The organism is Catenulispora sp. EB89 (genome assembly GCF_041261445.1).
Taxonomy (GTDB): domain Bacteria; phylum Actinomycetota; class Actinomycetes; order Streptomycetales; family Catenulisporaceae; genus Catenulispora.
The window spans coordinates 149,385-171,645 of sequence record NZ_JBGCCU010000015.1 but is presented as its reverse complement, the minus strand read 5'-3'; the positions used below and the strand labels follow the sequence as shown (position 1 = coordinate 171,645).

At 71.5% G+C, this 22,261-nt stretch carries 22 protein-coding genes; 12 read left to right on the top strand and 10 right to left on the bottom strand.

Annotated features, from left to right (window positions below; all coding sequences use genetic code 11):
- The 3 genes from ABH920_RS29235 (at nt 1) to ABH920_RS29225 (ending at nt 2,942) form a co-directional block, all read left to right on the top strand.
- On the top strand, nt 1-1,326 hold the full coding sequence (locus tag ABH920_RS29235) for an NYN domain-containing protein (RefSeq protein ID WP_370352380.1): 1,326 nt from the start codon (nt 1-3) through the stop codon (nt 1,324-1,326).
- A gap of 146 nt (nt 1,327-1,472) precedes the next feature.
- Nucleotides 1,473-2,588: an NlpC/P60 family protein gene (locus ABH920_RS29230; RefSeq protein ID WP_370352379.1), complete on the top strand. Its 1,116-nt coding sequence runs from the start codon at nt 1,473-1,475 to the stop codon at nt 2,586-2,588.
- Nucleotides 2,589-2,702: 114 nt separating this feature from the next.
- Nucleotides 2,703-2,942: a DUF4253 domain-containing protein gene (locus ABH920_RS29225; protein WP_370352378.1), complete on the top strand. Its 240-nt coding sequence runs from the start codon at nt 2,703-2,705 to the stop codon at nt 2,940-2,942.
- 369 nt (nt 2,943-3,311) lie between these two features.
- Here the strand turns inward: ABH920_RS29225 and ABH920_RS29220 are convergent, their stop codons facing one another.
- The 3 genes from ABH920_RS29220 to ABH920_RS29210 form a co-directional block, all read right to left on the bottom strand.
- Nucleotides 3,312-3,836: a YbhB/YbcL family Raf kinase inhibitor-like protein gene (locus tag ABH920_RS29220; RefSeq protein WP_370352377.1), complete on the bottom strand. Its 525-nt coding sequence runs from the start codon at nt 3,834-3,836 to the stop codon at nt 3,312-3,314.
- A gap of 4 nt (nt 3,837-3,840) precedes the next feature.
- Nucleotides 3,841-4,305: a MarR family winged helix-turn-helix transcriptional regulator gene (locus tag ABH920_RS29215; protein WP_370352376.1), complete on the bottom strand. Its 465-nt coding sequence runs from the start codon at nt 4,303-4,305 to the stop codon at nt 3,841-3,843.
- Nucleotides 4,306-4,398: 93 nt separating this feature from the next.
- On the bottom strand, nt 4,399-4,905 hold the full coding sequence (locus ABH920_RS29210) for a winged helix-turn-helix transcriptional regulator (protein ID WP_370352375.1): 507 nt from the start codon (nt 4,903-4,905) through the stop codon (nt 4,399-4,401).
- Between the two features lie 100 nt (nt 4,906-5,005).
- Between ABH920_RS29210 and ABH920_RS29205 the strand changes: the two genes are divergently transcribed.
- Together ABH920_RS29205 and ABH920_RS29200 are read left to right on the top strand one after the other, a co-directional pair.
- The gene (locus tag ABH920_RS29205) at nt 5,006-5,596 is read left to right on the top strand and encodes a dihydrofolate reductase family protein (RefSeq protein ID WP_370352374.1); all 591 of its coding nucleotides are present in this window, start codon (nt 5,006-5,008) and stop codon (nt 5,594-5,596) included.
- Nucleotides 5,593-5,979: a pyridoxamine 5'-phosphate oxidase family protein gene (locus ABH920_RS29200; RefSeq protein ID WP_370352373.1), complete on the top strand. Its 387-nt coding sequence runs from the start codon at nt 5,593-5,595 to the stop codon at nt 5,977-5,979. Before ABH920_RS29205 ends, ABH920_RS29200 begins: the two co-directional genes overlap by 4 nt.
- A 6-nt stretch (nt 5,980-5,985) precedes the next feature.
- Here ABH920_RS29200 and ABH920_RS29195 read toward each other — a convergent pair whose 3' ends face one another.
- Nucleotides 5,986-6,681 carry an SDR family NAD(P)-dependent oxidoreductase gene (locus tag ABH920_RS29195; protein WP_370352371.1) on the bottom strand — a complete coding sequence of 232 codons (696 nt, stop codon included), beginning with the start codon at nt 6,679-6,681 and terminating at the stop codon, nt 5,986-5,988.
- Nucleotides 6,682-6,785: 104 nt separating this feature from the next.
- Here ABH920_RS29195 and ABH920_RS29190 point away from each other — a divergent pair, with 104 nt between their 5' ends.
- Nucleotides 6,786-7,676 carry a helix-turn-helix domain-containing protein gene (locus tag ABH920_RS29190; RefSeq protein ID WP_370352370.1) on the top strand — a complete coding sequence of 297 codons (891 nt, stop codon included), beginning with the start codon at nt 6,786-6,788 and terminating at the stop codon, nt 7,674-7,676.
- A gap of 16 nt (nt 7,677-7,692) precedes the next feature.
- Here ABH920_RS29190 and ABH920_RS29185 read toward each other — a convergent pair whose 3' ends face one another.
- Nucleotides 7,693-8,334: a helix-turn-helix domain-containing protein gene (locus tag ABH920_RS29185; RefSeq protein WP_370352369.1), complete on the bottom strand. Its 642-nt coding sequence runs from the start codon at nt 8,332-8,334 to the stop codon at nt 7,693-7,695.
- Nucleotides 8,335-8,399: 65 nt separating this feature from the next.
- Here ABH920_RS29185 and ABH920_RS29180 point away from each other — a divergent pair, with 65 nt between their 5' ends.
- Together ABH920_RS29180 and ABH920_RS29175 are read left to right on the top strand one after the other, a co-directional pair.
- Nucleotides 8,400-9,344 carry an alpha/beta fold hydrolase gene (locus ABH920_RS29180; protein ID WP_370352368.1) on the top strand — a complete coding sequence of 315 codons (945 nt, stop codon included), beginning with the start codon at nt 8,400-8,402 and terminating at the stop codon, nt 9,342-9,344.
- A 126-nt stretch (nt 9,345-9,470) separates the two neighbouring features.
- Entirely contained in the window at nt 9,471-11,168 is a 1,698-nt protein-coding gene (locus tag ABH920_RS29175) for a protein kinase (protein ID WP_370352367.1), read from the top strand.
- Between the two features lie 16 nt (nt 11,169-11,184).
- Here the strand turns inward: ABH920_RS29175 and ABH920_RS29170 are convergent, their stop codons facing one another.
- Nucleotides 11,185-12,072 (bottom strand): DUF4429 domain-containing protein, encoded by an 888-nt coding sequence (locus tag ABH920_RS29170; protein WP_370352366.1) that lies wholly within the window; start codon nt 12,070-12,072, stop codon nt 11,185-11,187.
- 13 nt (nt 12,073-12,085) lie between these two features.
- Complete coding sequence (locus ABH920_RS29165) at nt 12,086-12,718, bottom strand: TetR family transcriptional regulator (RefSeq protein WP_370352365.1); 633 nt, start codon at nt 12,716-12,718, stop codon at nt 12,086-12,088.
- A gap of 97 nt (nt 12,719-12,815) precedes the next feature.
- Between ABH920_RS29165 and ABH920_RS29160 the strand changes: the two genes are divergently transcribed.
- Complete coding sequence (locus ABH920_RS29160) at nt 12,816-14,081, top strand: cytochrome P450 (RefSeq protein ID WP_370352364.1); 1,266 nt, start codon at nt 12,816-12,818, stop codon at nt 14,079-14,081.
- Nucleotides 14,082-15,302: 1,221 nt separating this feature from the next.
- On the opposite strand, the gene ABH920_RS29155 is transcribed toward ABH920_RS29160, so the two are convergent.
- Nucleotides 15,303-16,700, bottom strand: coding sequence for a glycosyltransferase 87 family protein (locus ABH920_RS29155; RefSeq protein WP_370352363.1), 1,398 nt, complete (start codon nt 16,698-16,700; stop codon nt 15,303-15,305).
- A 171-nt stretch (nt 16,701-16,871) separates the two neighbouring features.
- Between ABH920_RS29155 and ABH920_RS29150 the strand changes: the two genes are divergently transcribed.
- From ABH920_RS29150 to ABH920_RS29140, 3 genes are all read left to right on the top strand, one after another.
- Nucleotides 16,872-18,029 carry a glycosyltransferase family 4 protein gene (locus ABH920_RS29150; RefSeq protein ID WP_370352362.1) on the top strand — a complete coding sequence of 386 codons (1,158 nt, stop codon included), beginning with the start codon at nt 16,872-16,874 and terminating at the stop codon, nt 18,027-18,029.
- Nucleotides 18,026-18,403 carry a YciI family protein gene (locus ABH920_RS29145; RefSeq protein WP_370352361.1) on the top strand — a complete coding sequence of 126 codons (378 nt, stop codon included), beginning with the start codon at nt 18,026-18,028 and terminating at the stop codon, nt 18,401-18,403. Before ABH920_RS29150 ends, ABH920_RS29145 begins: the two co-directional genes overlap by 4 nt.
- A gap of 82 nt (nt 18,404-18,485) precedes the next feature.
- Nucleotides 18,486-18,671 carry a hypothetical protein gene (locus ABH920_RS29140; protein ID WP_370352360.1) on the top strand — a complete coding sequence of 62 codons (186 nt, stop codon included), beginning with the start codon at nt 18,486-18,488 and terminating at the stop codon, nt 18,669-18,671.
- A gap of 68 nt (nt 18,672-18,739) precedes the next feature.
- Here ABH920_RS29140 and ABH920_RS29135 read toward each other — a convergent pair whose 3' ends face one another.
- Both ABH920_RS29135 and ABH920_RS29130 read right to left on the bottom strand, forming a co-directional pair.
- Nucleotides 18,740-19,723 carry an aldo/keto reductase gene (locus ABH920_RS29135; RefSeq protein ID WP_370352359.1) on the bottom strand — a complete coding sequence of 328 codons (984 nt, stop codon included), beginning with the start codon at nt 19,721-19,723 and terminating at the stop codon, nt 18,740-18,742.
- Between the two features lie 15 nt (nt 19,724-19,738).
- Nucleotides 19,739-22,261: an ABC transporter gene (locus tag ABH920_RS29130; protein ID WP_370352358.1), complete on the bottom strand. Its 2,523-nt coding sequence runs from the start codon at nt 22,259-22,261 to the stop codon at nt 19,739-19,741.

Sequence of the window (22,261 nt, the reverse complement as noted above, 5' to 3'; positions counted from 1 at the left end):
GTGAGCTCACCGGAGGGCGAACGTCTCACGATCACACTGCCGGACTCGGTCCGGCAGCGGGTCGTGGAGATCGCCTCCGAGGCGCTGGGCAAGCTCCCGGCCGCCGACGTGCCGGCCCCGCTGCGTCCGTTCGCCAAGTTCGCCCCCGCCAAACGCGCCAAAGCCGCGGCGATCCCCATGGCCGCGGCTCTGGAGGGCGACGGAGTGTTCCGCGCCCGGGTCGCCGAACGGGTGCGCGAAAGCTCTCCTGACCTGTCCGACTCCCTGTACGCCGGGGTGGTACCGGCCGCCGCGGACCCGCACGAGGTCGCGGCGGTTGCTTATGTGCTGCGTCCGCACGGCTGGACCGGGATCGTTAAGGACGCTCTGGAGGCGGTTACCCAGGGGGCGCGGTTAGCCGCTGGAGAGGCTGCCGAGAACGAAGTCGCGCGGCTCTCTGCAGAACTCGCAGAGGTGCAGGAGACGGCGCGCTTGGCGGCGGACGGACTGAGAGCCGCTCAGGAGGAGGCCCGCCGCGAGGGCGACCAGTTGCGCCGCAAGGTGCGGCAGCTGGAAGCCGACATGCGGCGCGCTCAGGCGGCCGCGCGGGCTGCGGAGACAGTGCTGGAAGCCGAACGCGCCTCCGCGGCTTCTGCCGCGTCGGCCTCAGAGGCCGAACTAAGGCGCCTGCGGACGCGTCTGACGGCCGCGGAGTCCGCGTTGGACACAGCGCGGCGTTCGGCCCGTTCAGGGCGCTCTGAAGGGGACATGCGCCTGCGGCTGCTTCTGGACACGGTGACCGGGGCGGTGAAGGGCATAGAGCGCGAGTTGGCGCTGCCGCCGACCGAGGCGCGTCCGGCGGACACGGTCGGGGCGGCGTCTCCAGACTCTGTAGCGCCCTCTGACATGTCCATGCAGGGGCGCGCTAAGGACGATCCCGCACTGTTGGACCAGTACTTGGCTCTGCCGATGGTGCACCTGGTGGTCGACGGATACAACGTCACCAAGACCGGCTACCCGACGCTGTCGCTGGCCGAGCAGCGGGTGCGGCTGGTCGGCGGGCTGGCGGCGCTGGCCGCGCGGACCGGGGCCGAGGTGACGTGCGTCTTCGACGGCGCGGCGCTGGACGGGCCGGTGCGGCTCACGCAGCCGCGCGGCGTGCGCGTGCTGTTCTCCGCGCCGGGGGAGATCGCCGACGAGCTGATCCGGAGGCTGGTGGCCGCCGAGCCGGCCGGGCGGCCGGTGGTGGTGGTGTCCTCGGACCGCGAGGTGGCCGAGGGGGTGCGGCGCTCGGGGGCGCGGCCGGTGCCGGCGTCGATGCTGCTCAACAGGCTCGCGCGGTCCTGACGTCGATTTTGTCGGAGATGTCCCTTCTCTGATCCGCTCACCTATTTGAGTGGTAGATCCTTGCTCATCAGTGTCTGGTGGGTTTAGGTTCGTGCGCTGTTCTGCCGGTAATGTCCGGCGTTCCCTGATGCGGAGGTCATCACAGAATGGCGCATCACAGTACGAAGCGATTAAAGAGGCACCGCGCCACGGCCCTGCCCACCCGGGGCCGCACCGTCGCCGCCGCGGCGCTGACCGCCGTGGCCGCCGCCGCGGGCGTGGTCGGCACGGCCGCCGCCGCCCCGGTACCGGGGCCGCCGTCCGGCGGCCCGGACGGCGACCGCTCGACGGTGCAGCAGCAGACGGTGAAGGGCCAGATCGCCGCGCTGTACCGCCAGGCCGACCAGCTGACGCAGACCTACGACGCCGCGCAGGAGCAGGCCGGCAAGCTCACCCTGGCGGTCCAGCGCTCCCAGTCCGCACTCCAGGCGATGCAGGCCGACTACCAGCGCCAGCGCGCCACCCTCGGCAGCATCGCCGCCGAGCAGTACCGAGCCGGCGGCGTCGACGAAGAGCTGACCCTGATGCTCGCCGACCACCCGGACTCCTTCCTGAGCAACGAGGCCATGGCCACCCGCCTCTCCGACGAACAACGCCGCAAGATCGCCGAGGTGGTCGAGGAGCGCCGGCAGATCGTCCAACTCCAACACGCCGCCGCCGACCAACTCTCCGCCCTGGACGAGACCCGCACCGCCGCAGCCCAGTCCCGCACCCAGGTAACCCAGCAACTGCACAAGGCCCAAGCGCTCCTGAACACCCTCTCCGCCTCCCAGCGCGCAGCCGCGGCCCAAGCCGAACTCGGCGCCGACCCCACCTCCGCCTTCGCCGGCCAGCAAGTGGACCCCGCCACCATCGACCACACGCAGCCGGCCCCCTCCGACCGAGCCCGCGCGGCAATCGAAGCCGCCCTCGCCGACCTAGGCAAGCCCTACGTCTTCGGCGCCGAAGGCCCCGACGCCTTCGACTGCAGCGGCCTGATCCAGCAGGTCTGGCGCCAGGCGGGAGTGGAGCTGCCGCGCACCTCCTCGGAGCAGGCGCAGGCCGGCGAGCAGGTCCCGCTGTCCCAGATCCAGCCGGGCGACCTGGTGATCTACTACGCGGGGCGCAGCCACATCGGGATGTACGTGGGGGACGGCAAGATCATTCATGCTCCGCATCCGGGGGCCCAGGTGCGGATGGCTCCGCTGATGTCGATGCCGGTGAATACGGTGGTGCGGGTTTGAGGTCTCGCTGATCGGGACTGTCGCCGCTGAACTCTAAGCTTCGCGGATGGTCATGACGGCGCCTGGAGAGTCCCGCCGGGTGATCCGCTGGCGATCGCGGACTGGCATGCGGCGATGATGCTGGACGAGGGCCGGCTCGGGCGGCCGAGACTGGCGTTGTTCGAGGGTGCGAGCAGCTACGAGGCGTTGGCGGCGGCGCGGTGGGCGCCGTCCGAGGAGGACAACTTCCTGGCACACGTCCAGGTGCTGCGGACCTGGGAAGAGCGTTTCGGTGCGCGGGTCGTGGCGTTGAAGCGGGACACGCTCTACCTGAGCGTGGCTGCTCCTCCTGTCACCGACTCGCATTCGGTGTGATCCTCGCGTACTTTTCTGGCGGGAATGCGACACGTGAGGCTTGCTAGGAAAGCCCCTGCTATGCGCCGTGTGGCGGCTGATGAACCGCTCGGCTTCGTGGAGCGGCGGGAGGCGCCGCAGGTGCGCGGGTTTGGTGAGCGGGGGGTGGTGGCCGCTTTTGGCGGCGGCTTCATCTTCATGGGTGACGCCATGTTGGGCCGCGACCAGATCGGCCAGACGCATCACGACGTCTTCACCGAGTGGCAGAAGGGTACGAAGATGGCCGTCCGGCCGCTCGAGGTGCGCATGCCGCGTTGGCGAGGGCTGGGAGCGCGTGAGCCGCCGCGCCAAGCGTGCCTATGCGAAGTGAAGCGCGGCGGCTACCGGTTACTACGGGCGCTGATACAAACCGTCGATTCGGCCACGGGCCAGCACCGGTCCGGCGGACGCCAACACCTTGCGGGGCTGTGCTTCTTCTGCGCCGCCCTTGGAGCCGATGGCCAGCGGTTTGGCCAAAGCGAAGAGCTGGAAGACGTACCGATGCGGTCCGTGGCCCTTCGGCGGCGCCATCCCGATCCAGCCGCGTCCCGAGCTCGACCGCAGCAATCGTACGCCGCGACCAGGGCGTTCCGGCGAAAGCGCGCCGTGCGCCAAAGCGGTTACGGAAGGCTCGATCAGCGCGAGGCCGTGGATGTACGGCGTCGCCATCGGCGCATCAGGGTCCTCGATCACGAGCAACAACTCCGCCGTGCCCGACGGCACCGCCGACCACGCCAACGCCGGCGACAGCTCCTGGCCGCCGAGCCGCTTTCCGGCGTGGATCTGCGGGATCGGCTCTCCATCGGCGAAATCAGGGCTCGTCAATATAAGTGTGTCAGAGGACTGAAGACCCTCCGCGTCCCATGCCAGTTCCACTGTCCTACCTCCTCCGCAACCGAGCCAGTTCCTCCGTGGCGCCGACCTGCGATCGCTCGATGAACTGCAGTAGCACCCGCATCTCGTCGACAGTGAACTCGGCGAGATCGTCGTGCGACCGTGCCGTGAGCCCGTCGTAGTACGCCGCGATCCGCGCCAGCCCCTCGCTGGAGGCCTCGATCAGCACGCGCCGCCGGTCCTCGGGGTCGTCCGTGCGCGTGATGCAGCCGGCCGCGTCGAGTCGGTCGATCATCCGCGACACCGACCCCGGGGTCAGTCCGACCTCGCGCGCCAGCTCGGCGGCTGTCGCAGGGCCCTGCATGTGCAGTACGTGCAGGCAGTCCAGGTCGCTGGCGGTCACGCCCATCCGCTCCGCGATCACGCGGTTCAGCTGCGAGATGGTGTTCACCCAGCTCGGCAGCGCGGTCAGCACGCGCTGCTCGAGTTCGCGTCGTGTGGTACGCGCCATCAGCCGGCCCCCTCTTCGAGGTGGCTCAGCTTACGGAAAGATGTTGTGTGGCGCAATTATTGCGCCGAGAACTCAGTGTGCCGCGCACCAGTATTAAGCGGCAGAGCCGGCAGTAGCCGCAGGGCCGGCAGCAGCCGCAGGAGCGGCCGCAGCCCCCGGACCCGGCAAAGCATCGATGTCATCCGCGTGCATCGCCTCACCGCAGTGCGCGCACCGCAGCTCCACATGGCTGATCTCCCCGCACGCGTGATGCCGGTACAGCACCGGCGGCCCGGCCTCGCCGGCCAGCCACTTGTCGCCCCACGCCGTCATCAGCATCAGCAGGTCGACCAGCTCGGTCCCCTTCTGCGTCAGGTGGTACTCGTACCGCGGCCGCTGGTCGTACGGCCGTCGCTCCAGCACCCCCTGCTCGACGAGGTAGCCCAGCCGCTCGGTCAGCACCTTGCGGGAGATGCCCAGATCGGCCTGGATCTGGTCGAAGCGCCGCATTCCGACCCACACGTCCCGCAGGACCAGCGGTGACCAGGGCTCGCCGATCACGTCGAGCGTGCGGGCGACCGAGCACGCGGCCAGTTCCTCGCTGAAGTTCGTGCGCTGCATATGAACAGTTTAGCGCTCGGGGTTCCCTCAGGGAACCCAAAGTGCTACGGTTCACTCAACGACAGGGTCTCTTAAAGGAACTCCAGAGGGGAACACCGCCATGGGCAAGGTCTTCACCGCCCTCGCCGTCTCGGTCGACGGCTACATCACCGGCCGCGATCCCGGGCCCGGCCACGGTCTCGGCGATGGCGGGACGCTCTTCGACTGGTACTTCGACGGCGGCACGCAGAGCCGCGTGCTGCCCGCCTTCCACCTCAGCGAACCCAGCGCCCGGGTCTTCGACGAGGTCGCGGGGCGGCTCGGCGCGGTGGTCGTCGGCCGCACCACGTTCGAGGACTCCGACCGCTTCGGCGGCGGCAGCCCGCACGAGAACGTGCCGCTGGTCCTGCTCAGCCACCGGACCGACGGCGTCTCCGACCGCCAGACGGTGGTCACCACCGGTGTCGCGGACGCCGTCGCCGCCGCGAAGAAGCTCGCCGGCGGCAAGGACGTCGGCCTCATGGGCGGCGGCGTGACCACCGAGGCGCTGAAGGCCGGTGTGGTCGACGAGCTGATCCTGCACCAGGTGCCGATCCTGCTCGGCGCGGGCCGTCCCTTCTTCCGGGAACTGCCGAAGCACATCCGGCTGAACCTCGTCGAGGCCGTCCCGGCTCCCGGCGTCACCCACTTGCGATACGAGGTCCAGAAATGAAGCTCGACCCGGAAATCCGCAGCATCCTCGACGACGCCCCGCTGGTGCACCTCGCCACGGTCCTGCCCGACGGCGCCCCGCACTCGGTCACCATCTGGGCCGCCCCGCACGGCGACCGCATCGCGATCCTCACCGGCCCGGACAGCCTCAAGGCCCGCAACATCCGCCGCGACCCGCGGGTGGCGCTGTCGCTGACCCCGGCCGACGCCCCCAACACGCCGGTCGCCATCCGCGGCCGGGTGGTGGAGTGGGTCGAGGGTGACGCGGCCTGGGCGATCATCGACCCGATCGCGATGAAGTACATCGGCCAGCCCTACGACCACAGCATGGACCGCGTCGTCCTGCTCATCGAGCCCGAGCGGCAGACCGTGGGAGTGGGCTGACCCGGGTCACCAACCGAGGTCGCCCTCGCGATCGACGAACCGCCCCGACCCGGCCCCCGGCCCCTCGGTGGCGAGCGCGACGATCGCGTCGGTGCCCTCGGTCACCGTCTGGAAACCGCGGTTGTCGTTCAGATCCGTCGCCGTGTACCCGGGGTCGGCCGCGTTGATCCGGATGTCCGGCAGCGCCTTGGCGTACTGCGTGGTGAGCATCGTCAGCGCCGCCTTCGAAGCGCAGTACAGCGGTGCGATCACCTTCGACTCGACGCGCTCCGGATCATGCGTGAACGACAACGAACCCATCCCGCTGCTGACGTTGACGACCGCCGGGTCCGCCGACTCGCGCAGCAACGGCAGGAACGCCGAGATCGTCCGCACCGCCCCGGCCACGTTGGTGTCGAGCACGCCGAGCGCGTCGGCCCCGGTCAGCGAACCGGGATCGCCGAAGGGCCCGTGGATCCCGGCGTTGTTGATCAGCACGTCGATCCGGCCTTCGCGGCCTGCGACGTCCGCCGCCGCGGCCGTGACCGACGCGTCGTCGGTCACGTCGATGCGCACGAACCGCGCACCGAGCGCATCGGCCGCGACCTGGCCCGACTGAGGGTCCCGGGCACCGAGCAGCACCGTGTGGCCGAGCCCGATGAGGCGCCGGGCCGCCTCGTGGCCGAGTCCCTTGTTCGCCCCGGTGATGAAGATGATTGCCATGGCTTCATGATTCGCCCGCGGCGATGCGGCGGCCAGGATCAGCTCAACGGTAGGAACGGCAGTACCACCCTTGGGCAGGTCGCGCGGCTCGGCGGTGAGCGACTATGGAGTACGTGAGCACCTCACCGGCAGCCGACCTCGGCGCGACGATCCGCACCTGGCGCGACCGCCTGCCGCCCTCCGCGCTGGCGCTCCCGTCGGGCCGCGCACGCCGCGCCGCCGGCCTGCGCCGCGAAGAGCTCGCCGATCTGGCCGGGGTGTCCGTGGACTACCTGGTCCGGCTGGAGCAGGGCCGGGCCACGACGCCGTCGGCCCCGGTCGTGGCGTCCCTGGCACGCGCCCTGCAACTGACGGTCGCCGAACGCGACCACCTGTACCGTCTGGCGCACCTCGTCCCGCCGACCGACGACATGATCAGCGACCACATCCCGCCCGGCGTGCACCGCGTGCTCAGCCGCCTCGGGGACACCGCGGTCGCGGTGTTCGCCGCGGACTGGGAGCTGGTGTGGTGGAACCGGGGCTGGGCCGCGCTGCTCGGCGACCCGGCCGCGACCGCGCCCCGGCTGCGCAACTTCGCGCGCAGCAAGTTCCCGGTCGGCGCCGGGTCGGCACGCCTGGCGCACTGGCCGGTGCTCGAGTCCGATCCCGGCATGGTCGAGCGCGCGGTGGTCGCCGATCTGCGGCGCGCCACCGGGAGGTTCCCGAAGGACCGGCGGCTGGCCGGGCTGATCGCGGATCTGAACGCGGGCAACGCGCGGTTCGCGGAGCTGTGGGCGTCCGGCACGGTCGGCGCGCACCGCGAGGACCACAAGGCGATCGAGCATCCGTCGGTGGGCACGGTGACAGTGAACTGCGATGTGTTGGGCGACGGCGACACCGAGCTGAAGATCGTGGTCATGACGGCGGCGCCGGGCAGCGAGGACGAGACCAAGCTGCGGCTCGCGGTGATCGCCGGCGCCGCGACCGCCTCTCCCGCCGACGTGCCGATCGGCTGAGAGGGCCGGCCGCCGGTCAGCCGGCTGATCCGTCGCCTGCTGCCGCCGGGTCGTTCGCCGCCGGGTCGCGCGCCACTGGGTCGGCCGCTGTGTCGCCTGCCGCCAGTTCCGCTGCCGCCGCGTCGCCCTCCGCCTTCTCGATCGGGAAGAAGACCGGGCTGAGCAGGTACAGCCCGCGATCCGGCGCCGGCTGGTTCTCGGCCCGCGCCAGGATGCCGGCCTGCAACTCCTCGATCATCTCCGCCAGCTCCGCGGGGTTGAGCCACAACGGGATCTGGCGGTAGCCGACCGAGTCGGCGGCGGGGTCCGCGCCGTCGCCGTCGAGGTAGCCGTTGAACGACGCGAGCAGCGCCGCGACCGCGGCGGCGAAGGCCCGGCGGTGGTCGTCCACGGTCATGCCGGCGGCGTCTTCGGGCCCGATGCGGGTGCGGGCGCCGCGCAGGCGGTAGCGGCGTTCGACCGCGCCGTGGACGCGCTGTTCGTCGACCACGTCCAGGACGCCGTGGTCGGCGAGCAGGCCGACGTGGCGGTAGATCGTCGTCTTCGGTACGTCCGGCAGCTGCTCGCACAGGTCGGCCGTGGTGCGGACCCGGCCGCCGGCCATGGCGTGCACGATGCGGAGCCGGACGGGGTGCAGCAGGAGCGTGAGCGTGTCCACATGCTGTATGTTTCCATATCTGGTACCGTTCCCATAGTTGGGAATGCAGACGAGGGGAGCCCACGATGACCGATCAGACCGCTGATCCGGACACGACGATGCAGATGCCCGCGCCGTTCGGCGAGCGTTACCAGGTGAACGGCCACGGCTTGCAGACGTACCGCACCGGCGAGGGGGACGCCACCGTCGTACTCCTGCCCGGAGGCGGCTCCGTCGGTCTGGACATGTGGCGCGTGCAGGAGGGGATCGCGCAGTTCGCGACCGTCCTGAACTACGACCGGGGCGGCACCGGCTGGAGCAGCCGCGAAGTGAAGCTCCCGCGCGGTCTACGAGAAGTCACCGACGAAATGCACGAACTCCTCCGCGTCGCCGACATCACAGGACCCTGCATCCTCGTCGGCCACTCACTCGGCGGCCTGTACGCGCGGTACTTCGCCGCGCGCCACCCCGAGCAGGTCGCGGGCCTGGTCCTGGTCGAGCCGGGGCACGAGGACTTCCGCAAGTACATGCCCAAGGAGCTGACCGACCTCTGGGACTCCTTCGATCCCGACAGCGTCGTGCCCGGCGAGATCCCGCAGGAAATCCGGGACTTCTACCGTGGCCTGTTTCAAGACGCGATGGCGGACTTCCCGGACGAGATCCGCGAACCGCTGGTCGCGAACCACGTCCATCCCGGCTGGCTGCGGATCGGCATCCAGGAGGCCTCGAACGTCAAGGCGTTGGGGGAGGAGATGCGTTCCGTGGCGGATCGCGTCCCGGATGTCCCCACGGTGATCCTGACCGCGACGGGAATCGACGCGTTCAAGCGCGCGGTCTCGACCGGCATGCTGGAGGAACTGCTGGCGGCCGAGACCGCCGGCAAACTGCGCCTCTACGACGAGGTGGCCGCGTCGTTCTCGCAGGGGGAGAACCGCCAGGTCGAGGGCGTCGGGCACGTGACGCTGGTGATGCAACGCCCGGACGCCGTGGTCGAGGCGGTCAGAGATCTGCACCCCGCCAGCCACCGCTGACGCCGCTGACGTCGCTGAACCTCAATCCGGACCTGCCCGACGACCACCGGATTCGCGCGCGGCATCCGCCCGGATCCGCCCCCTGGCGTTTCCCCAGAGAAAGTATCCCCTTTAGGGTGGGCCTCTATGAAGCCACTGGGGTTACCCGATCCGCGGCGGATCGGACCCTACCGGATCTTCGCTCAGCTCGGGCGCGGCGGTATGGGGAGGGTCTTCCTGGCCGGGGCGCCGGACGGGCGGCTCGTGGCGCTCAAGCTCGTGCACGTGCAGCACGTCGAGGAGCCCGGGTTCCGGGAGCGCTTCCGGCGTGAGGTGGCCGCCTCGCGCCGGGTCTCCGGCGCCTACACCGCGCCGGTGGTCGACGCCGACGTCGAGACCGAGATCCCGTGGCTGGTCACGGTGTTCGTGCCGGGCCCGTCGCTGCGCGAGGCGATCGACGCCGCCGGAGCCCTGCCCCCGGACACCGCCGTCCGGCTGGCCGCCGGGCTGGCCACCGCGCTCGGCGAGATCCACGCCGCCGGGCTCGTGCACCGCGACCTGAAGCCCTCCAACGTGCTGCTGGCCGCCGACGGCCCGCGGGTCATCGACTTCGGCGTGGCCCGGGTCACCGACGGCAACACCAGCGAGCTCACGCACACCGGCTGGCTGGTCGGCTCGCCCGGCTACATGTCGCCGGAGCAGGCCGAGAGCAAGCCGCTGACCCCGGCCAGCGACGTCTTCTCCCTCGGCGCGGTGGTGTACATGGCGTGCACCGGCACCGAGCCGTTCATGGGCGCCTCGACCCCGGCCACGCTGTACAACGTCGTGCACGCCGAGCCCGACCTGGAGGCCGTGCCCGAGCAGTTGCGCGAGGTCATCGCCGGCTGCCTGGCCAAGGACCCGGCCGCGCGCCCGACGCCGGAGCAGGTGCTGGAGCGGCTCGGCGACGTGCCGGCGGTGACCCGGACCTGGCCGGACGCCGTGCACGCGCTGATCACCGAGCAGCACGAGGCGGTGGTGGCCGCGCTGCGCGACGGCGGCGCGCCCGAGGACGTCGCCGTGGTGCCGCTGCTGGACGCGGACGCGGCGTCCGGAACGACGACGGGCCCGGCCGCGGACCTGGCGACCGGCTGGGCCGCGGGCGCGATAGCCGACACCGGAGCCGGGCCCGCCGAACCCCCGACCTCGATCCGGTCCGGCGCACCGGAGGGCTCGACGGTCGTCGGCAGGCACGGTGGACGCGGTGATCGCCGCGCCCGCCGTCCGAGGCGGGCCCTGACCGCGGTTCTGGCCGTGGCGGCGCTCGCCGTCGGCGGCACGGCGGCAGCCCTGGTGACGACCACGACCTCCGCCTCCTCGCAGACCGGCGCGGACGCGCCGACGTCCGACTCGGCGGGCCCTGAGCCCGGTGGCGGGACGTCGGACTCGGCGGGCACCCCGTCGGTGTCCCGGTCGGATTCGCAGGCCCCGACCCCGGCGCCGGCGACCTCCGGCTCGAAGAGCGCGAGCGCGCCGCCGACGGACCTTCCGGTGACGGCTCCGACGTCGACGGCTCCGTCGTCGAAGGACACGGGGCCGAACCCGCCGTGTCTGGACAACAAGGAGGCTTTCACCCTCGCCGGGCAGAAGAACGGCGCCGCGCTGCCCTCCGACGCGAAGGTCACCGTCGAGAAGTGCGACCAGGGCTGGGCAGGGGGCCGACTCACGTCGGTGAGCTTCGGCAACGCCGTGGTAGTCTACGAATACGACGGCGCCCAATGGACCGCGGTCGATCTCGGATCAGCGATCTGCGAAGGCGTGGTGCGCGGGGCGCCCTCCGACGTCCGCAAGTCCATCGGCTGCTGAGCGGCGCCCGCCGCGCTCACATCTGCTTCAGCACGGCCTGCTTGGCCGTCGCGAACTCCTCGTCGGTGAGGATGCCGTCGCGGTGCAGATCGCCCAGCTCCCGCAGCCGCCGCAGCAGTGCGTCGTGATCCGAAGCGGCGGCGGGCGCGGCCGGCGCGGCGAGCGCCGGCGTCTCAGGGCTCGCATTCGGATGCGGCATCCGCCCCACGATCGCGGCGGCCAGCACCGCGCTGTTCCCGCTCTCCTTCTTCGTCCCCCACAGCGCCAGGCAGTTCGGGTCCAGCCGCGGGTTCGGCGAGACGATCCCGGCGTCCCCGCGCACCCGGAACCGGATCCAGCCCCAGTCCATCCCGACCGCCGGCCGCCACTCCACACTCTCCAGCGCCGCCAGCGACCACGTGCGGTTCCCGGCCGTGCGCTTCTTCCCGTCGGCCAGCCAGCCCCACTCCAGGCGGACGGTGTCGCCGTCGAAGGAGGCGGTGCCGTCGTTCCCGGTGGCCGAGATCGGCACCGGCGGCGGCGCGATCAGGTAGCGGTCGGTGGGCTCGGCGGGGATCCGCGCCACGCTCAGCGCGTCGCGCACCTCGTCGGCGAAGTACTCCGCGACCCCGCCGCGCTCGACCGGTACGTCCAGCTGGTAGGGGTCGGCCTCGTCGGAGAGCCGGCCGTCGCAGGCCTGGAGCAGCGGATCGGCGCCGACGCGTAAGCGGAGGCGGATGCGCCCCGCTCCGTTCTTCGCCTTCTTCCCGGCCTCGAAAGCGACTCCGGTCAACGCCTCCAGCGGTACCGCGACCTCACCCAGCGCCGAGCGCAGCCGCGCCACGTCCTTCTCATGACCGGGCACGATGCGGACCACGTCGCCGTCGAAGGTCCACGTCCCGTTCTTCCCGATGAGCTCGGCCATGGCCCCGATTACATCAGAGGGTGTTCTCCCGCGCCCGGCTGCGCTCGTTCGCGTCGCCGAGCATGAAGCGCAGCACTTGCGCGTACTCGTCCTTCACCCGGGCCTTGTCCGGCTCCGGCGTCAGCGCCAGCTCGATCCCGGCCGCGCCGAGCAGCTGGAACACCGCGCGCGCCATCGTGCCGGCCGGAAGCGGAGGCAGCGCGCCGGCGTCGATCAGGGCTTTGATGGTCCGCTCGATCAGCCCGAAGGCGTACTGCTCCTCGCTGGCCTTCCAGTCCGACCAGCCCAGCGCCACCGGCGCCTCCTGCCACACCAGCCGGCCGTACTCCGGCTCGCAGCAGCACTCCAGGAACTCCTCCAGCGCCGCCTCGGCGGCGGCGCGGACGTCGTCGGCGTGCACCGCGGCCGCGGCCTCGACGCGCTTGAGCATCTCGCCCTCGGCCTGCTCGTGCACCGCGCGGAACAGCGCCGTCTTGTTGGCGAAGTGGTGGTACACCGCGCCGCGCGTGGCCTGGATGTCGGCGGCGACGTCCTCCAGCGCCGTCCCGGCGAAGCCGTGCTCTGCGAAGCGGCGCGCGGCGGCCTCCAGCAGAGCCGCGCGGGTCGCTTCCGAGTACTGCTCGCGCCTGCTCTTGACACCGGACATGCCCAGAGCATACGACATACACAGTGTATGTTTCCGACTCTGAGTATCCGAGAGGTCGTCCGGGCTCCGACGGACCCGGAGACCGAGGGGAGTCCGCATGACCGATCTCGACACGCTCGAACCGCCCGAACCGCTGTTCAACCCGTTCGCCCCGGGATACACCGACAACCCCTATCCGGCGTACGGCCGGCTCCGGGCCGAGGAACCGGTCCACGAGCACCCGTTCGGCTTCTGGGTCCTGTCCCGGCACGACGACGTCTCCGCGCTGCTGCGCTCGGCCAACTCCGTCGACTACCGCAACTCCGCCGAGGACAGCGCGGCGCGGCTCCAGGCCGACGCCATGATCGAGGCCGCGGGTCCGGCGACCGGGGACACCCTCGACGCCTACGGCATGTCCATGCTCGACCGCGACCCGCCGGACCACACCCGGCTGCGCGGCCTGGTCTCGAAGGTCTTCACCCCGCGCTCGGTGGCCGCGCTGGAGCCGTTCGTCACCGAGCTCGTGGACGCCGCTCTGGACCGGCTCGCCGAGGCCGGCGGCGGCGACCTGATCGAGGCCGTGGCCTTCCCGATCCCGTTCGCCGTCATCTCCCGGATGCTCGGCATCCCGGACACCGACCACGTGCGGATCAGGGAGCTGAGCGGCCTGCTGGTCCGCACGCTGGAGCCGATAGGCGACCCGGATCTGCTCGGGGAGATCAACCGGGCGCGCCTGGAGATGCAGGACATCGTCCGGGGCCTGATCGCCTACAAGCGCGAGCACCCCGGCGAGGACCTGCTGACCGCGCTGATCGCCGCCGAGCAGGACGGCGACCGGCTCTCCGACGAGGAGCTGGTGGCGCAGGTGGTGCTGCTGTACGTCGCCGGCCACGAGACCACGGTCAATCTGATCGGCAACGGCACGCTGGCCCTGCTGAACGCCCCCGAGGAGCTGAAGAATCTGCGCGCGGCGCCGCAGCTGGCCGTCAACGCCGTTGAGGAAATGCTGCGCTACGACAGCCCGGTGCAGCAGTCGCGGCGGATCATCCTGGAGCCGTACGAAGTGCGCGGCAAGCTGATCCCGAAGGGCGCGTTCGTCATCGCCGGCCTGGCCGCGGCCAACCGCGACGAGGCGTACTGGGGCCCGGACGCCGGCGAGCTGCGCCTGGACCGCGCCAACGCCCGCAACCACGTGGCCTTCGGCGGCGGCCCGCACCACTGCCTCGGCGCGGCGCTGGCCCGCTTGGAGGCCCGGGTCGCGGTCGAGCGGATGGTCGCGCGTTTCCCGGGCCTGGGGCTGGCCGGGGAACCGGTGTGGAACGGCCGGATCAACCTGCGAGGGCTGGCGGTCCTGCCGGTGACGGTGCGTGAGACCGGCAGGTGAGCAGGCTGCCTGCGGTGTCGCCTGGGTGGCCCGGATGTTCGACCGCAAGGCTTAGCATGGTCCGCTATGGCGGGCATAGCAGGGCTGCGGCGACCGGACGGGGCCACCTCCCGCCCGGGCCGGGGAGCGGTGCGCGCCGGTGCGGCGCTGCTGGCGGTCGTGATCGTCGCGGTCGCCGCCCGCTGCGCCATCGACTCCTCGGCGGCGCAGCCCGAGGCGAAGGTGCAGGCGGCCGTGGCCGCCACCCTGGCCGCCCGGACCGCCGCCGTCGCCGCCCATGACAAGGCCGCCTACCTCGCCACCGACGTCGGCCGGACGTTCGGCGCCGCCGACGCGCAGGTCTTCGACAACCTGACGGCGCTGCCGCTGGCCTCGTGGACCGTGACGCTGACCGCCGGCCAGAGCACGGCGGCGAGGAAGCTCGGCTCGGCGCGCCTGTACCAGGTGACCGAGTCCTATGAGCTCTCCGGCGTCGACTACAAGCCGGTGACCGACACCCGGTATCTGACGTTCGTCGAGCGCGGAGACAAGTGGCTGCTGTCCTCCGACAGCGACGGCGCGGCCGCGGGTCTCCACTCGGACACCCAGATTTGGGATCAGGGCGCGGTCTCGGTGGTGCACGGCTCGCGGTCGCTGGTCCTCGGGCTCGGCGGCGAGCAGCGGCTCAAGCCGTTCGCGGACCTGGCCGACCACGCCGCGACGAAGGCGGCGTCGGTGTGGGGCGCGGCGGGCTGGAAGGGGACCGTCGTGGTCGTCGTCCCCAATACCCAGGCGCAGGTCGAGACGCTGTTGAACAGCGCTGCCGGGAGCCTGACCGGGGTGGTCGCGATCACCGCCGGCGAGGGCGGGCAGGCGCTGACCGCGGCCCCGGCCAGCCGGGTGCTGGTCAACCCGGACGCGTTCAACGGCGAGGCGCCGGACGCCTGGCAGTTCTTCTTCGACCACGAGCTCACGCACGTCGCCACGCGGGCCTGGACCACGCCGGCGGTGCCGCTGTGGATCTCCGAGGGGGCGGCCGACTACACCGGCTACCTCGGCTCGTCCATCTCCGTCGACCGGCGGTTCGAGGAACTGGCGAGCGCGGTGTCGAAGGACGGCTGGCGGCCGCAGGAGCTGCCGACCACCGACGACTTCGCCGGATCGGGCGACTCGGTGTCGCGGACCTACCAGATCAGCAATCTGGCATGCGCGTTGATCGCGCAGAAGTACGGACAGGCGAAGCTAGTCGCGTTCTACAAGGCTGTCGGCACCGACTCGTCCGGGGCCGCCGACCCCGTCGACCACGCGTTCCGGACCGTCCTCGACACCACCACCGCCGAGTTCACCGTCAAGTGGCGCGCCTTCGTCCTGAACGAGGCGCACACCGTCACGGCGATCCTCGCCAAGAAGCACCCCTGACAGCAGCCCGGACGCCGGTCCGGTCGCGCGCCAGAGCGCGCGCAGCGCCAGCACCGCCGCGACCACCAGCGCCGCGTTGCGTCCCATCAGGATCAGGCCGGAGTAGATCTGGCCGCCGCGCAGCGAGTGGTAGAAGAGCGGGAAGATCAGCTGGGTCACCGAGACCGCGCCGAGGACCAGCCAGGCCGGCGTGCGCATCAGGGTCTCGCGGCGGGCCAGGCACACGGCGGCCACGCCGAGCAGCCACACCAAGTACTGCGGGGACAGGACGCGGCTGGTGACGACGAAGACCAGCACGGCCGCGAAGCCCACGTCGGCCAGCATCGCCGGGAACGGGAAACCGCCGCGCACGGCCGCGCGCCGGCGGATCAGCAGCAGCACGACCATCCCGACCGCGGTCGAGGCCAGCGCTGCTTTGCCGGCCAACGAGACGCCGGGTCCGATGTACTCGTACGCGCCGTACTGGGTGTTCTCGATGTGTCCGGACCAGCCGAACCACTTCCCGCCCAGGAACGGCGTGGCGAACACCGACTCGATCTGGATCCCGCGGCTCTTCTGGTTGGTGAGGAAGGACAGCACTCCGGGGAAGAACAGCTCCAGCGCCAGCGTGGGTACCGCGGCCGTGACCGCCGCCACGCCGACCAGCAGCCGGCCGTTGCGCCGCTTCGGCGCCCCGGCGACGAACGCCGCGGGCCACAGCTTGAGGAACGCGCCGACGCCGATCAGGACGCCGCGCGCCACGGCCGTGGAGCGCTTGGACCGCAGCGTCACGGTCAGCGCGGCGACGGCGGTCGCGGTGACGACCAGGTCGTAGCGGCCGTAGGCCATCGGCCCGATGGCGGCGACGCCGAGCGTCCACAGCCAGGGGCCGGCCTGCGACGGGTCGTCGGGGTCGGCGCGCTCGGCGGCCCGCAGCAGCATCGCGAACACCGCGACGTCGGCCGCCAGGCACATCAGGAAGAACAGCACGTAGTAGCTGCCGGGCAGCCAGTGCGGGAGCAGCAGGGGGGCGGCGGCGCCGGGCGGGTACTGCCACTTCTGGTCGTCGAGCGGGAACCGTCCGTGGTCGAACGACCCGGTGATCCACTGGTGGTACAGCTTGACGTCGCCGGTGACCGCGCCGCGGTTGAAGTACGGGAGGACGTTCAGGGCCAGCAGGAGCAGCAGGGCGCGGGTGGCCGCGTACCAGGGCACGACGGGCTGGCGGCGGGCGATCCTCATGGTGGGTGCCATCCTAATCGGCTTCGCGGCGGGCTCGGGGGCGGCGGCTCGGCGGGCTCGCCGGCGGCCGCCGTGCCGCCCGGCCCGGCGCGTCAGGAGCGGCACCGCGCACCGGCTAAACTCCGTTGAGTCATCGGGCTGTCGCAGTGACCAGGGACGAAGGACTGTATTTTGACGATTCTCGTGGTCACGAACGACTATCCGCCCCGGCCCGGCGGGATCCAGCAGTTCGTGCAGAACATGGTCGAGCGGCTGCCCGCCGAGCAGACCGTGGTCTACGCCTCGTCCTGGCACGGCGACCCGGCGCGCTGCCGGGAGTTCGACTCCCAGCAGAAGCACCGGGTGATCCGCGAGAAGACCGGCATGCTCCTCCCGACCCCGGACCGCACCAAGCGCGCCGTGGCGATCGCCAAGGAGATCGGCGCGGAATCGGTGTGGTTCGGCGCAGCAGCCCCTCTGGGCCTGATGGCACCCGCACTCCGCAAGGCTGGCGTCCAGCGCTTGGTCGCCACCACCCACGGCCACGAGTCCGGCTGGGCCAAGCTCCCCGGCGCGCGCGACCTCCTGCGCAAGATCGCCAACGAGGTGGACTGCGTCACGTACCTCAACGAGTACCACCGCGCGCGGATCGCCTCGGCGCTGAGCCCTGCGGCGGCGTCCCGCATGGTGCAGCTCACGCCGGGTGTGGACGTCGACATGTTCCACCCGCACCCGGCCGGCGCAGCCGAGCTGCGCGCCTCCCTCGGCCTGGCCGACCGCCCGGTCGTGGCTTGCGTGTCGCGGCTGGTGCCGCGCAAGGGCCAGGACACCCTGATCAGGGCCCTGCCACTGATCCGCCGCGCTGTCCCCGACGCCGCACTGCTGATCGGCAGCGGCGGCCCGTACAAGCAGACCCTCCAGAAACTGGCTGCCGCCGAAGGCGTAGCCGACCACGTGGTGTTCACCGACTCAGTCCCCTGGGAGCAACTGCCGACCCTGTTCGCGGTCGGCGACGTCTTCGCGATGCCCTGCCGCACCCGCCGCTTCGGCCTGGACGTCGAAGGCCTCGGCATCGTGTACCTGGAGGCCTCGGCGGTCGGCCTGCCGGTGATCGCCGGCGACAGCGGCGGCGCCCCGGAGGCCGTCCTGGAGGGCGAGACCGGCTACGTGGTCCCCGGCGACTCGGTCGAGCGCACCGCGACCCGCTGCGTGGAGCTGCTGCAGGACCCGGTGAAGGCCAAGGCGATGGGCGAACGCGGCCGAGCATGGGTCGAGGAGAAGTGGCAGTGGGACTCCATCGCCGCCATCCTCCGCCGCCTGTTGGACCCGACCGCTACCGTCGCGGCATGAAGTTCATGGTCCTGATGTACGCCGACCCCGCGACCACCGCGGCGCTGACCCCCGCCGAACGCACCGACGTCTTCACCCGCCACGAGGCCCTCCACAAGGACCTGGAGGGCACCGGCGAGATGCTGAACGGCGCCGGCCTGGCCCTCCCCGCCGACACCACGACACTGCGCTGGCAGCGCGACGCCGCACCGGCGGCGTCGGACGGCCCGCACGCAGCCGCGGCGGAGCACGTGACGGCCTACTACGTGGTCGAATGCGAGAGCGCGGACCGGGCGAAGGAGATCGCGGCCCGGGTGCTGGACTTTCACGTGGTGGCCGTCGAGGTCCGGCCGATCCACGACTGGTTCGGGATGGGCGCGGCGCCGGAGGCGTGAGCGGGGCGCTTCGCGCTGTGCGGTGCGATCAAGGTGGTCGGTGCGGCAGCGGCATACCGTCCGTCGGCGTACGGCGGTTCTCGTGAGTGCGGGCACGCTGCTGCTGGGACTGCTCATCGGTGCCGGTGCGGGGAATAGTTCGAAGGCGAACGACGCCAGCTCGGCGGGCGGTCCTGCCGTCGGCACAACGAAAACGGCCACGTTCGCCGTCACGGTCACCACTACGGCTCCGGCCCGGGCGGCTGTCGTCGACGGCGCCACCGGCTGACCGTCGGCGAGCCGAGCGCGGCTGAGTCACCCAGCCACGCCCGGCAGCACCCTGATACAGCGGCGGTTCTACCCCTCGCTCCTCGCTGGCGGCCGTGGCCGATAAGGCCCCTCCACCGCCGCGACCTCCTCCGGCGTCAGCTCGATCTCCAGTGCGGCCACCGCGTCGTCGATGTGGTGCGGCTTCGTCGCGCCGAAGATCGGCGCTGTCACGCCGGGCCGGGTCAGCAGCCACGCCAGCGAGATCTGCGCCGGTGGTACGCCCCGCGCCTTCGCGATCGCCTCGACCGCGTCCACGACCGGGTAGTCCTCCGTGTTGTAAAGCTCTGACGCGAACGGGTCGCTGGTCGACCGAGTCGTCGTCGCCGCGCCCTCGCGATCCCTGGCCCCGGCGAGCAGGCCGCGGGCCAGGGGGCTCCAGGGCAGGATGCCGACGCCCTGGTCGATGCAGAAGGGGATCATCTCCCGTTCCTCCTCGCGGAACACGAGGTTGTAGTGGTTCTGCATCGAGACGAAGCGGGTCCAGCCGTTCAGATCCGCGGTGTACTGCGCCGTCGCGAACTGCCATGCCGCCATGGTCGACGCGCCGAGGTACCGCGCCTTGCCGGCGCGCACCACGTCGTGCAGTGCCTCCATCGTTTCCTCGATCGGGGTCTCGGGGTCCCAGCGGTGGATCTGGTACAGGTCCACGTAGTCGGTGCCGAGGCGGCGCAGGGAGCCGTCGATGGAGGCCATGATGTGCTTGCGGGACAAGCCGGCGTCGTTCGGACCGGGGCCGGTCGGGAAGAAGACCTTCGTGGCCAGGACGTAGTCCTCGCGGTGCGCGAACAGCTTCGGCAGAATCCGGCCGGTCACCACCTCGCTGGCGCCGCCGGAGTACATGTCCGCGGTGTCGAAGTACGTGATCCCCGCCTCTGCCGCGCGGGTCACCAGGGGCAGGGCCGCATCCTCGGGCAGGATCCAGGCCCGGGACTCCGGGCTGCCGTAGCTCATCATGCCCAGGCACAGGCGCGAGACTTTCAGGCCGCTGCGGCCCAGTCGTGTGTGTCGCAAAATACTCATTCCTCTCTAGGAGGTGTACGCAGCCAAGAATCGCGCGGTGAGCCCGGACCCGCCACCGGATACTTGGGCCGGCGTCCCCTGGGCCACGATCCGACCGCCGTCGCTGCCGGCTCCGGGCCCGAGGTCCAGGAGCCAGTCGGCGGCCGCCGCGACCCGTAGGTCGTGCTCGACGACCACGACCGTGTTGCCCTGGTCGACGAGCTCCTGCAACCGCGCCAGCAGCAGGTCGGAGTCGGCGGGGTGCAAGCCGCTGGTCGGCTCGTCCAGCAGGTACAACGTGTGCCCCCGCCGCGCCCGGTGCAGCTCGCTGACCAGCTTGATCCGCTGCGCCTCGCCGCCGGACAGGGTCGTCGCGCTCTGGCCGAGCGTCAGGTAGCCCAGGCCGATGTCGTCCAGCAGGCGCAGGATGCGGTGCACGGCCGGGAGTTCGCCGAGCGCTTCGAAGAAGCCCAGCGCGTCCTCGACGCTCAGCGCGAGGACGTCCGCGACCGACTTGCCGTCGACCAGAACCTGCAGTGTCTCAGGGTTGTACCTCGCGCCGTGGCACACCGGGCACGGCGCGGATTCCGTAGGCAGGAAAAGGAGTTCCACGCTCACCACGCCCTCGCCCTGGCAGTTCGGGCAGCGGCCGTCGGGGAGGTTGAAGCTGAAGCGGCTGGCCGTATAGCCGCGCGACTTGGCCAGCGGCTGGGCCGCGAAGAGTTTGCGGACGGCGTCGAAGAGCCCTGTGTACGTCGCCAGGTTCGAACGCGGCGTGCGCCCGATCGGCTTCTGGTCCACCTGGACCAGCCGCTGAACGGCCTCCAACCCCTCGGCCTTCGGGATGGCGACGATGCGGTCGTCGTCCAGTGCGGCGGAGTCCTCATCCGAGGATTCCGCATCGTTTTCGGCCGCCTCCGAAGTACCGAGGTGGTCCCGCACCGTCGCTGCCAGCACCTGCCCGACGAGCGTCGACTTGCCCGAGCCGGAAACCCCGGTCACCGCGGTCAACGTGCCGAGCGGGAAGCGCACGGTAAGACCGTCGAGGTTGTGCCGGGTGACGTCATGCAGCGTCAGCCACGACGACGGCGAGCGGACATCGGCCGGCGCGATGTTCGGCGCGTTCCCGAACAGGTAGCGCGCGGTCGCCGACTCCGCGATGTCCTTCAACCCCGCCTCCGGCCCGCTGTACAACACGCGGCCGCCGTGCGTCCCGGCCCCGGGCCCGAGGTCGACGAGCCAGTCGGCGTCGGCGATCACCCGCGGGTTGTGTTCGACCACGAAGACGGAGTTCCCGGCGGCACGCAGCCGGCGCAGCGCGGTCAGCAACAGCTCGGTGTCGGCGGGATGCAGGCCGGCCGAGGGCTCGTCGAGCACGTACAAGACCCCGAACAGGCCGCTGCCGAGCTGCGTGGCCAGATGCAGGCGCTGGGACTCGCCGCCGGACAGCGTGGACGTCGCCCGGTCGGTGCCGAGATAGCCCAGACCCAGCTCGATCAGGGTTTTGAGATGATCCTCGAGGTTCCCGATCAGTGCCACGGCAGCCTGCCGCCGCTCCGGCGAAAGCGCCTCGGTGTCGGGATGGACACGAGCCCGGCGCAGCAGATCGGCCAGGTCGGCCAGGGGGAGCGCGGTGGCGCGCGCGATATCGACCCCTGCGATGGTGACGCTCAGCGCGAAGGGGTTCAGGCGCCGCCCCTCGCAGGTCGGGCACGGTTCCTCGGTCAGGAAGGACGCGGCCTTGGCCCGCAGCGAAGCGCTCTTCGTGGTGGCGTACGTGTGCAGCACCCAACTGCGCGGCGACATGTACGTCCCCTGATACGGCCGGGTGATCCGGTGCGCCTCGCGGACCGGGTGCACCGTCACCACCGGCTGCTCCTCGGTGGTCAGCAGCCAGTGCCGGCGCTCGGCCGGCAGCGTCCGGAACGGCGCGTCGATGTCGATGCCCAGCTCGCCGAGGATGTCGCGGTAGTTCTTGCCCTGCCACGCCCCGGGCCACGCCGCGACCGCCCCCTGCCGGATGCTCAGCTCCGGATCGCCGACCAGCCGGTCCTCCTCGACGGTGTAGCGGCGCCCGAGCCCGTGGCAGGTCGGGCAGGCGCCGACCGCGGTGTTCGGCGAGAACCAGTCGGAGTCGACCGGCTCGGCCCCGGCCGGATAGGTGCCGGCGCGCGAGTAGAGCATGCGCAGCACGTTCGAGACCCGGCTGACGGTCCCGACGCTGGAGCGCGCGCTGCCCGCGCCGTACTGCTGCCGCAGCGCCACCGCCGGCGGCAACCCGCTGATGCCCCCGACCCGCGGCGCCCCGGCCTGCTCGATCAGGCGGCGCGCGTAGGGGGCGACGGATTCGAGGTAGCGGCGCTGTGCCTCGGCGTAGATCGTCGCGAACGCCAGCGACGACTTGCCCGACCCCGACACCCCGGTGAACGCCACCACCCGGTCGCGCGGCACCGCGAGGTCGACGTGGCGGAGGTTGTGCTCGGTGGCGTCGTGGACGCGGATCATCGGGTCGGAGCCCGCGCTCGGCTGCTCAGCGGGCGTGTCGACCAT

Excerpts from the sequence above, each read along its gene's own strand:
- ABH920_RS29155 (WP_370352363.1), bottom strand. The coding sequence starts at position 16,700 with ATGAGGATCGCCCGCCGCCAGCCCGTCGTGCCCTGGTACGCGGCCACC.
- ABH920_RS29210 (WP_370352375.1), bottom strand. The coding sequence starts at position 4,905 with ATGCAGCGCACGAACTTCAGCGAGGAACTGGCCGCGTGCTCGGTCGCC.
- ABH920_RS29165 (WP_370352365.1), bottom strand. The coding sequence starts at position 12,718 with ATGTCCGGTGTCAAGAGCAGGCGCGAGCAGTACTCGGAAGCGACCCGC.
- ABH920_RS29180 (WP_370352368.1), top strand. The coding sequence starts at position 8,400 with ATGACCGATCAGACCGCTGATCCGGACACGACGATGCAGATGCCCGCG.
- ABH920_RS29170 (WP_370352366.1), bottom strand. The coding sequence starts at position 12,072 with ATGGCCGAGCTCATCGGGAAGAACGGGACGTGGACCTTCGACGGCGAC.
- ABH920_RS29130 (WP_370352358.1), bottom strand. The coding sequence starts at position 22,261 with ATGGTCGACACGCCCGCTGAGCAGCCGAGCGCGGGCTCCGACCCGATG.
- ABH920_RS29175 (WP_370352367.1), top strand. The coding sequence starts at position 9,471 with ATGAAGCCACTGGGGTTACCCGATCCGCGGCGGATCGGACCCTACCGG.
- ABH920_RS29225 (WP_370352378.1), top strand. The coding sequence starts at position 2,703 with ATGATGCTGGACGAGGGCCGGCTCGGGCGGCCGAGACTGGCGTTGTTC.
- ABH920_RS29205 (WP_370352374.1), top strand. The coding sequence starts at position 5,006 with ATGGGCAAGGTCTTCACCGCCCTCGCCGTCTCGGTCGACGGCTACATC.
- ABH920_RS29200 (WP_370352373.1), top strand. The coding sequence starts at position 5,593 with ATGAAGCTCGACCCGGAAATCCGCAGCATCCTCGACGACGCCCCGCTG.
- ABH920_RS29160 (WP_370352364.1), top strand. The coding sequence starts at position 12,816 with ATGACCGATCTCGACACGCTCGAACCGCCCGAACCGCTGTTCAACCCG.
- ABH920_RS29215 (WP_370352376.1), bottom strand. The coding sequence starts at position 4,305 with ATGGCGCGTACCACACGACGCGAACTCGAGCAGCGCGTGCTGACCGCG.
- ABH920_RS29195 (WP_370352371.1), bottom strand. The coding sequence starts at position 6,681 with ATGGCAATCATCTTCATCACCGGGGCGAACAAGGGACTCGGCCACGAG.
- ABH920_RS29230 (WP_370352379.1), top strand. The coding sequence starts at position 1,473 with ATGGCGCATCACAGTACGAAGCGATTAAAGAGGCACCGCGCCACGGCC.
- ABH920_RS29145 (WP_370352361.1), top strand. The coding sequence starts at position 18,026 with ATGAAGTTCATGGTCCTGATGTACGCCGACCCCGCGACCACCGCGGCG.
- ABH920_RS29190 (WP_370352370.1), top strand. The coding sequence starts at position 6,786 with ATGGAGTACGTGAGCACCTCACCGGCAGCCGACCTCGGCGCGACGATC.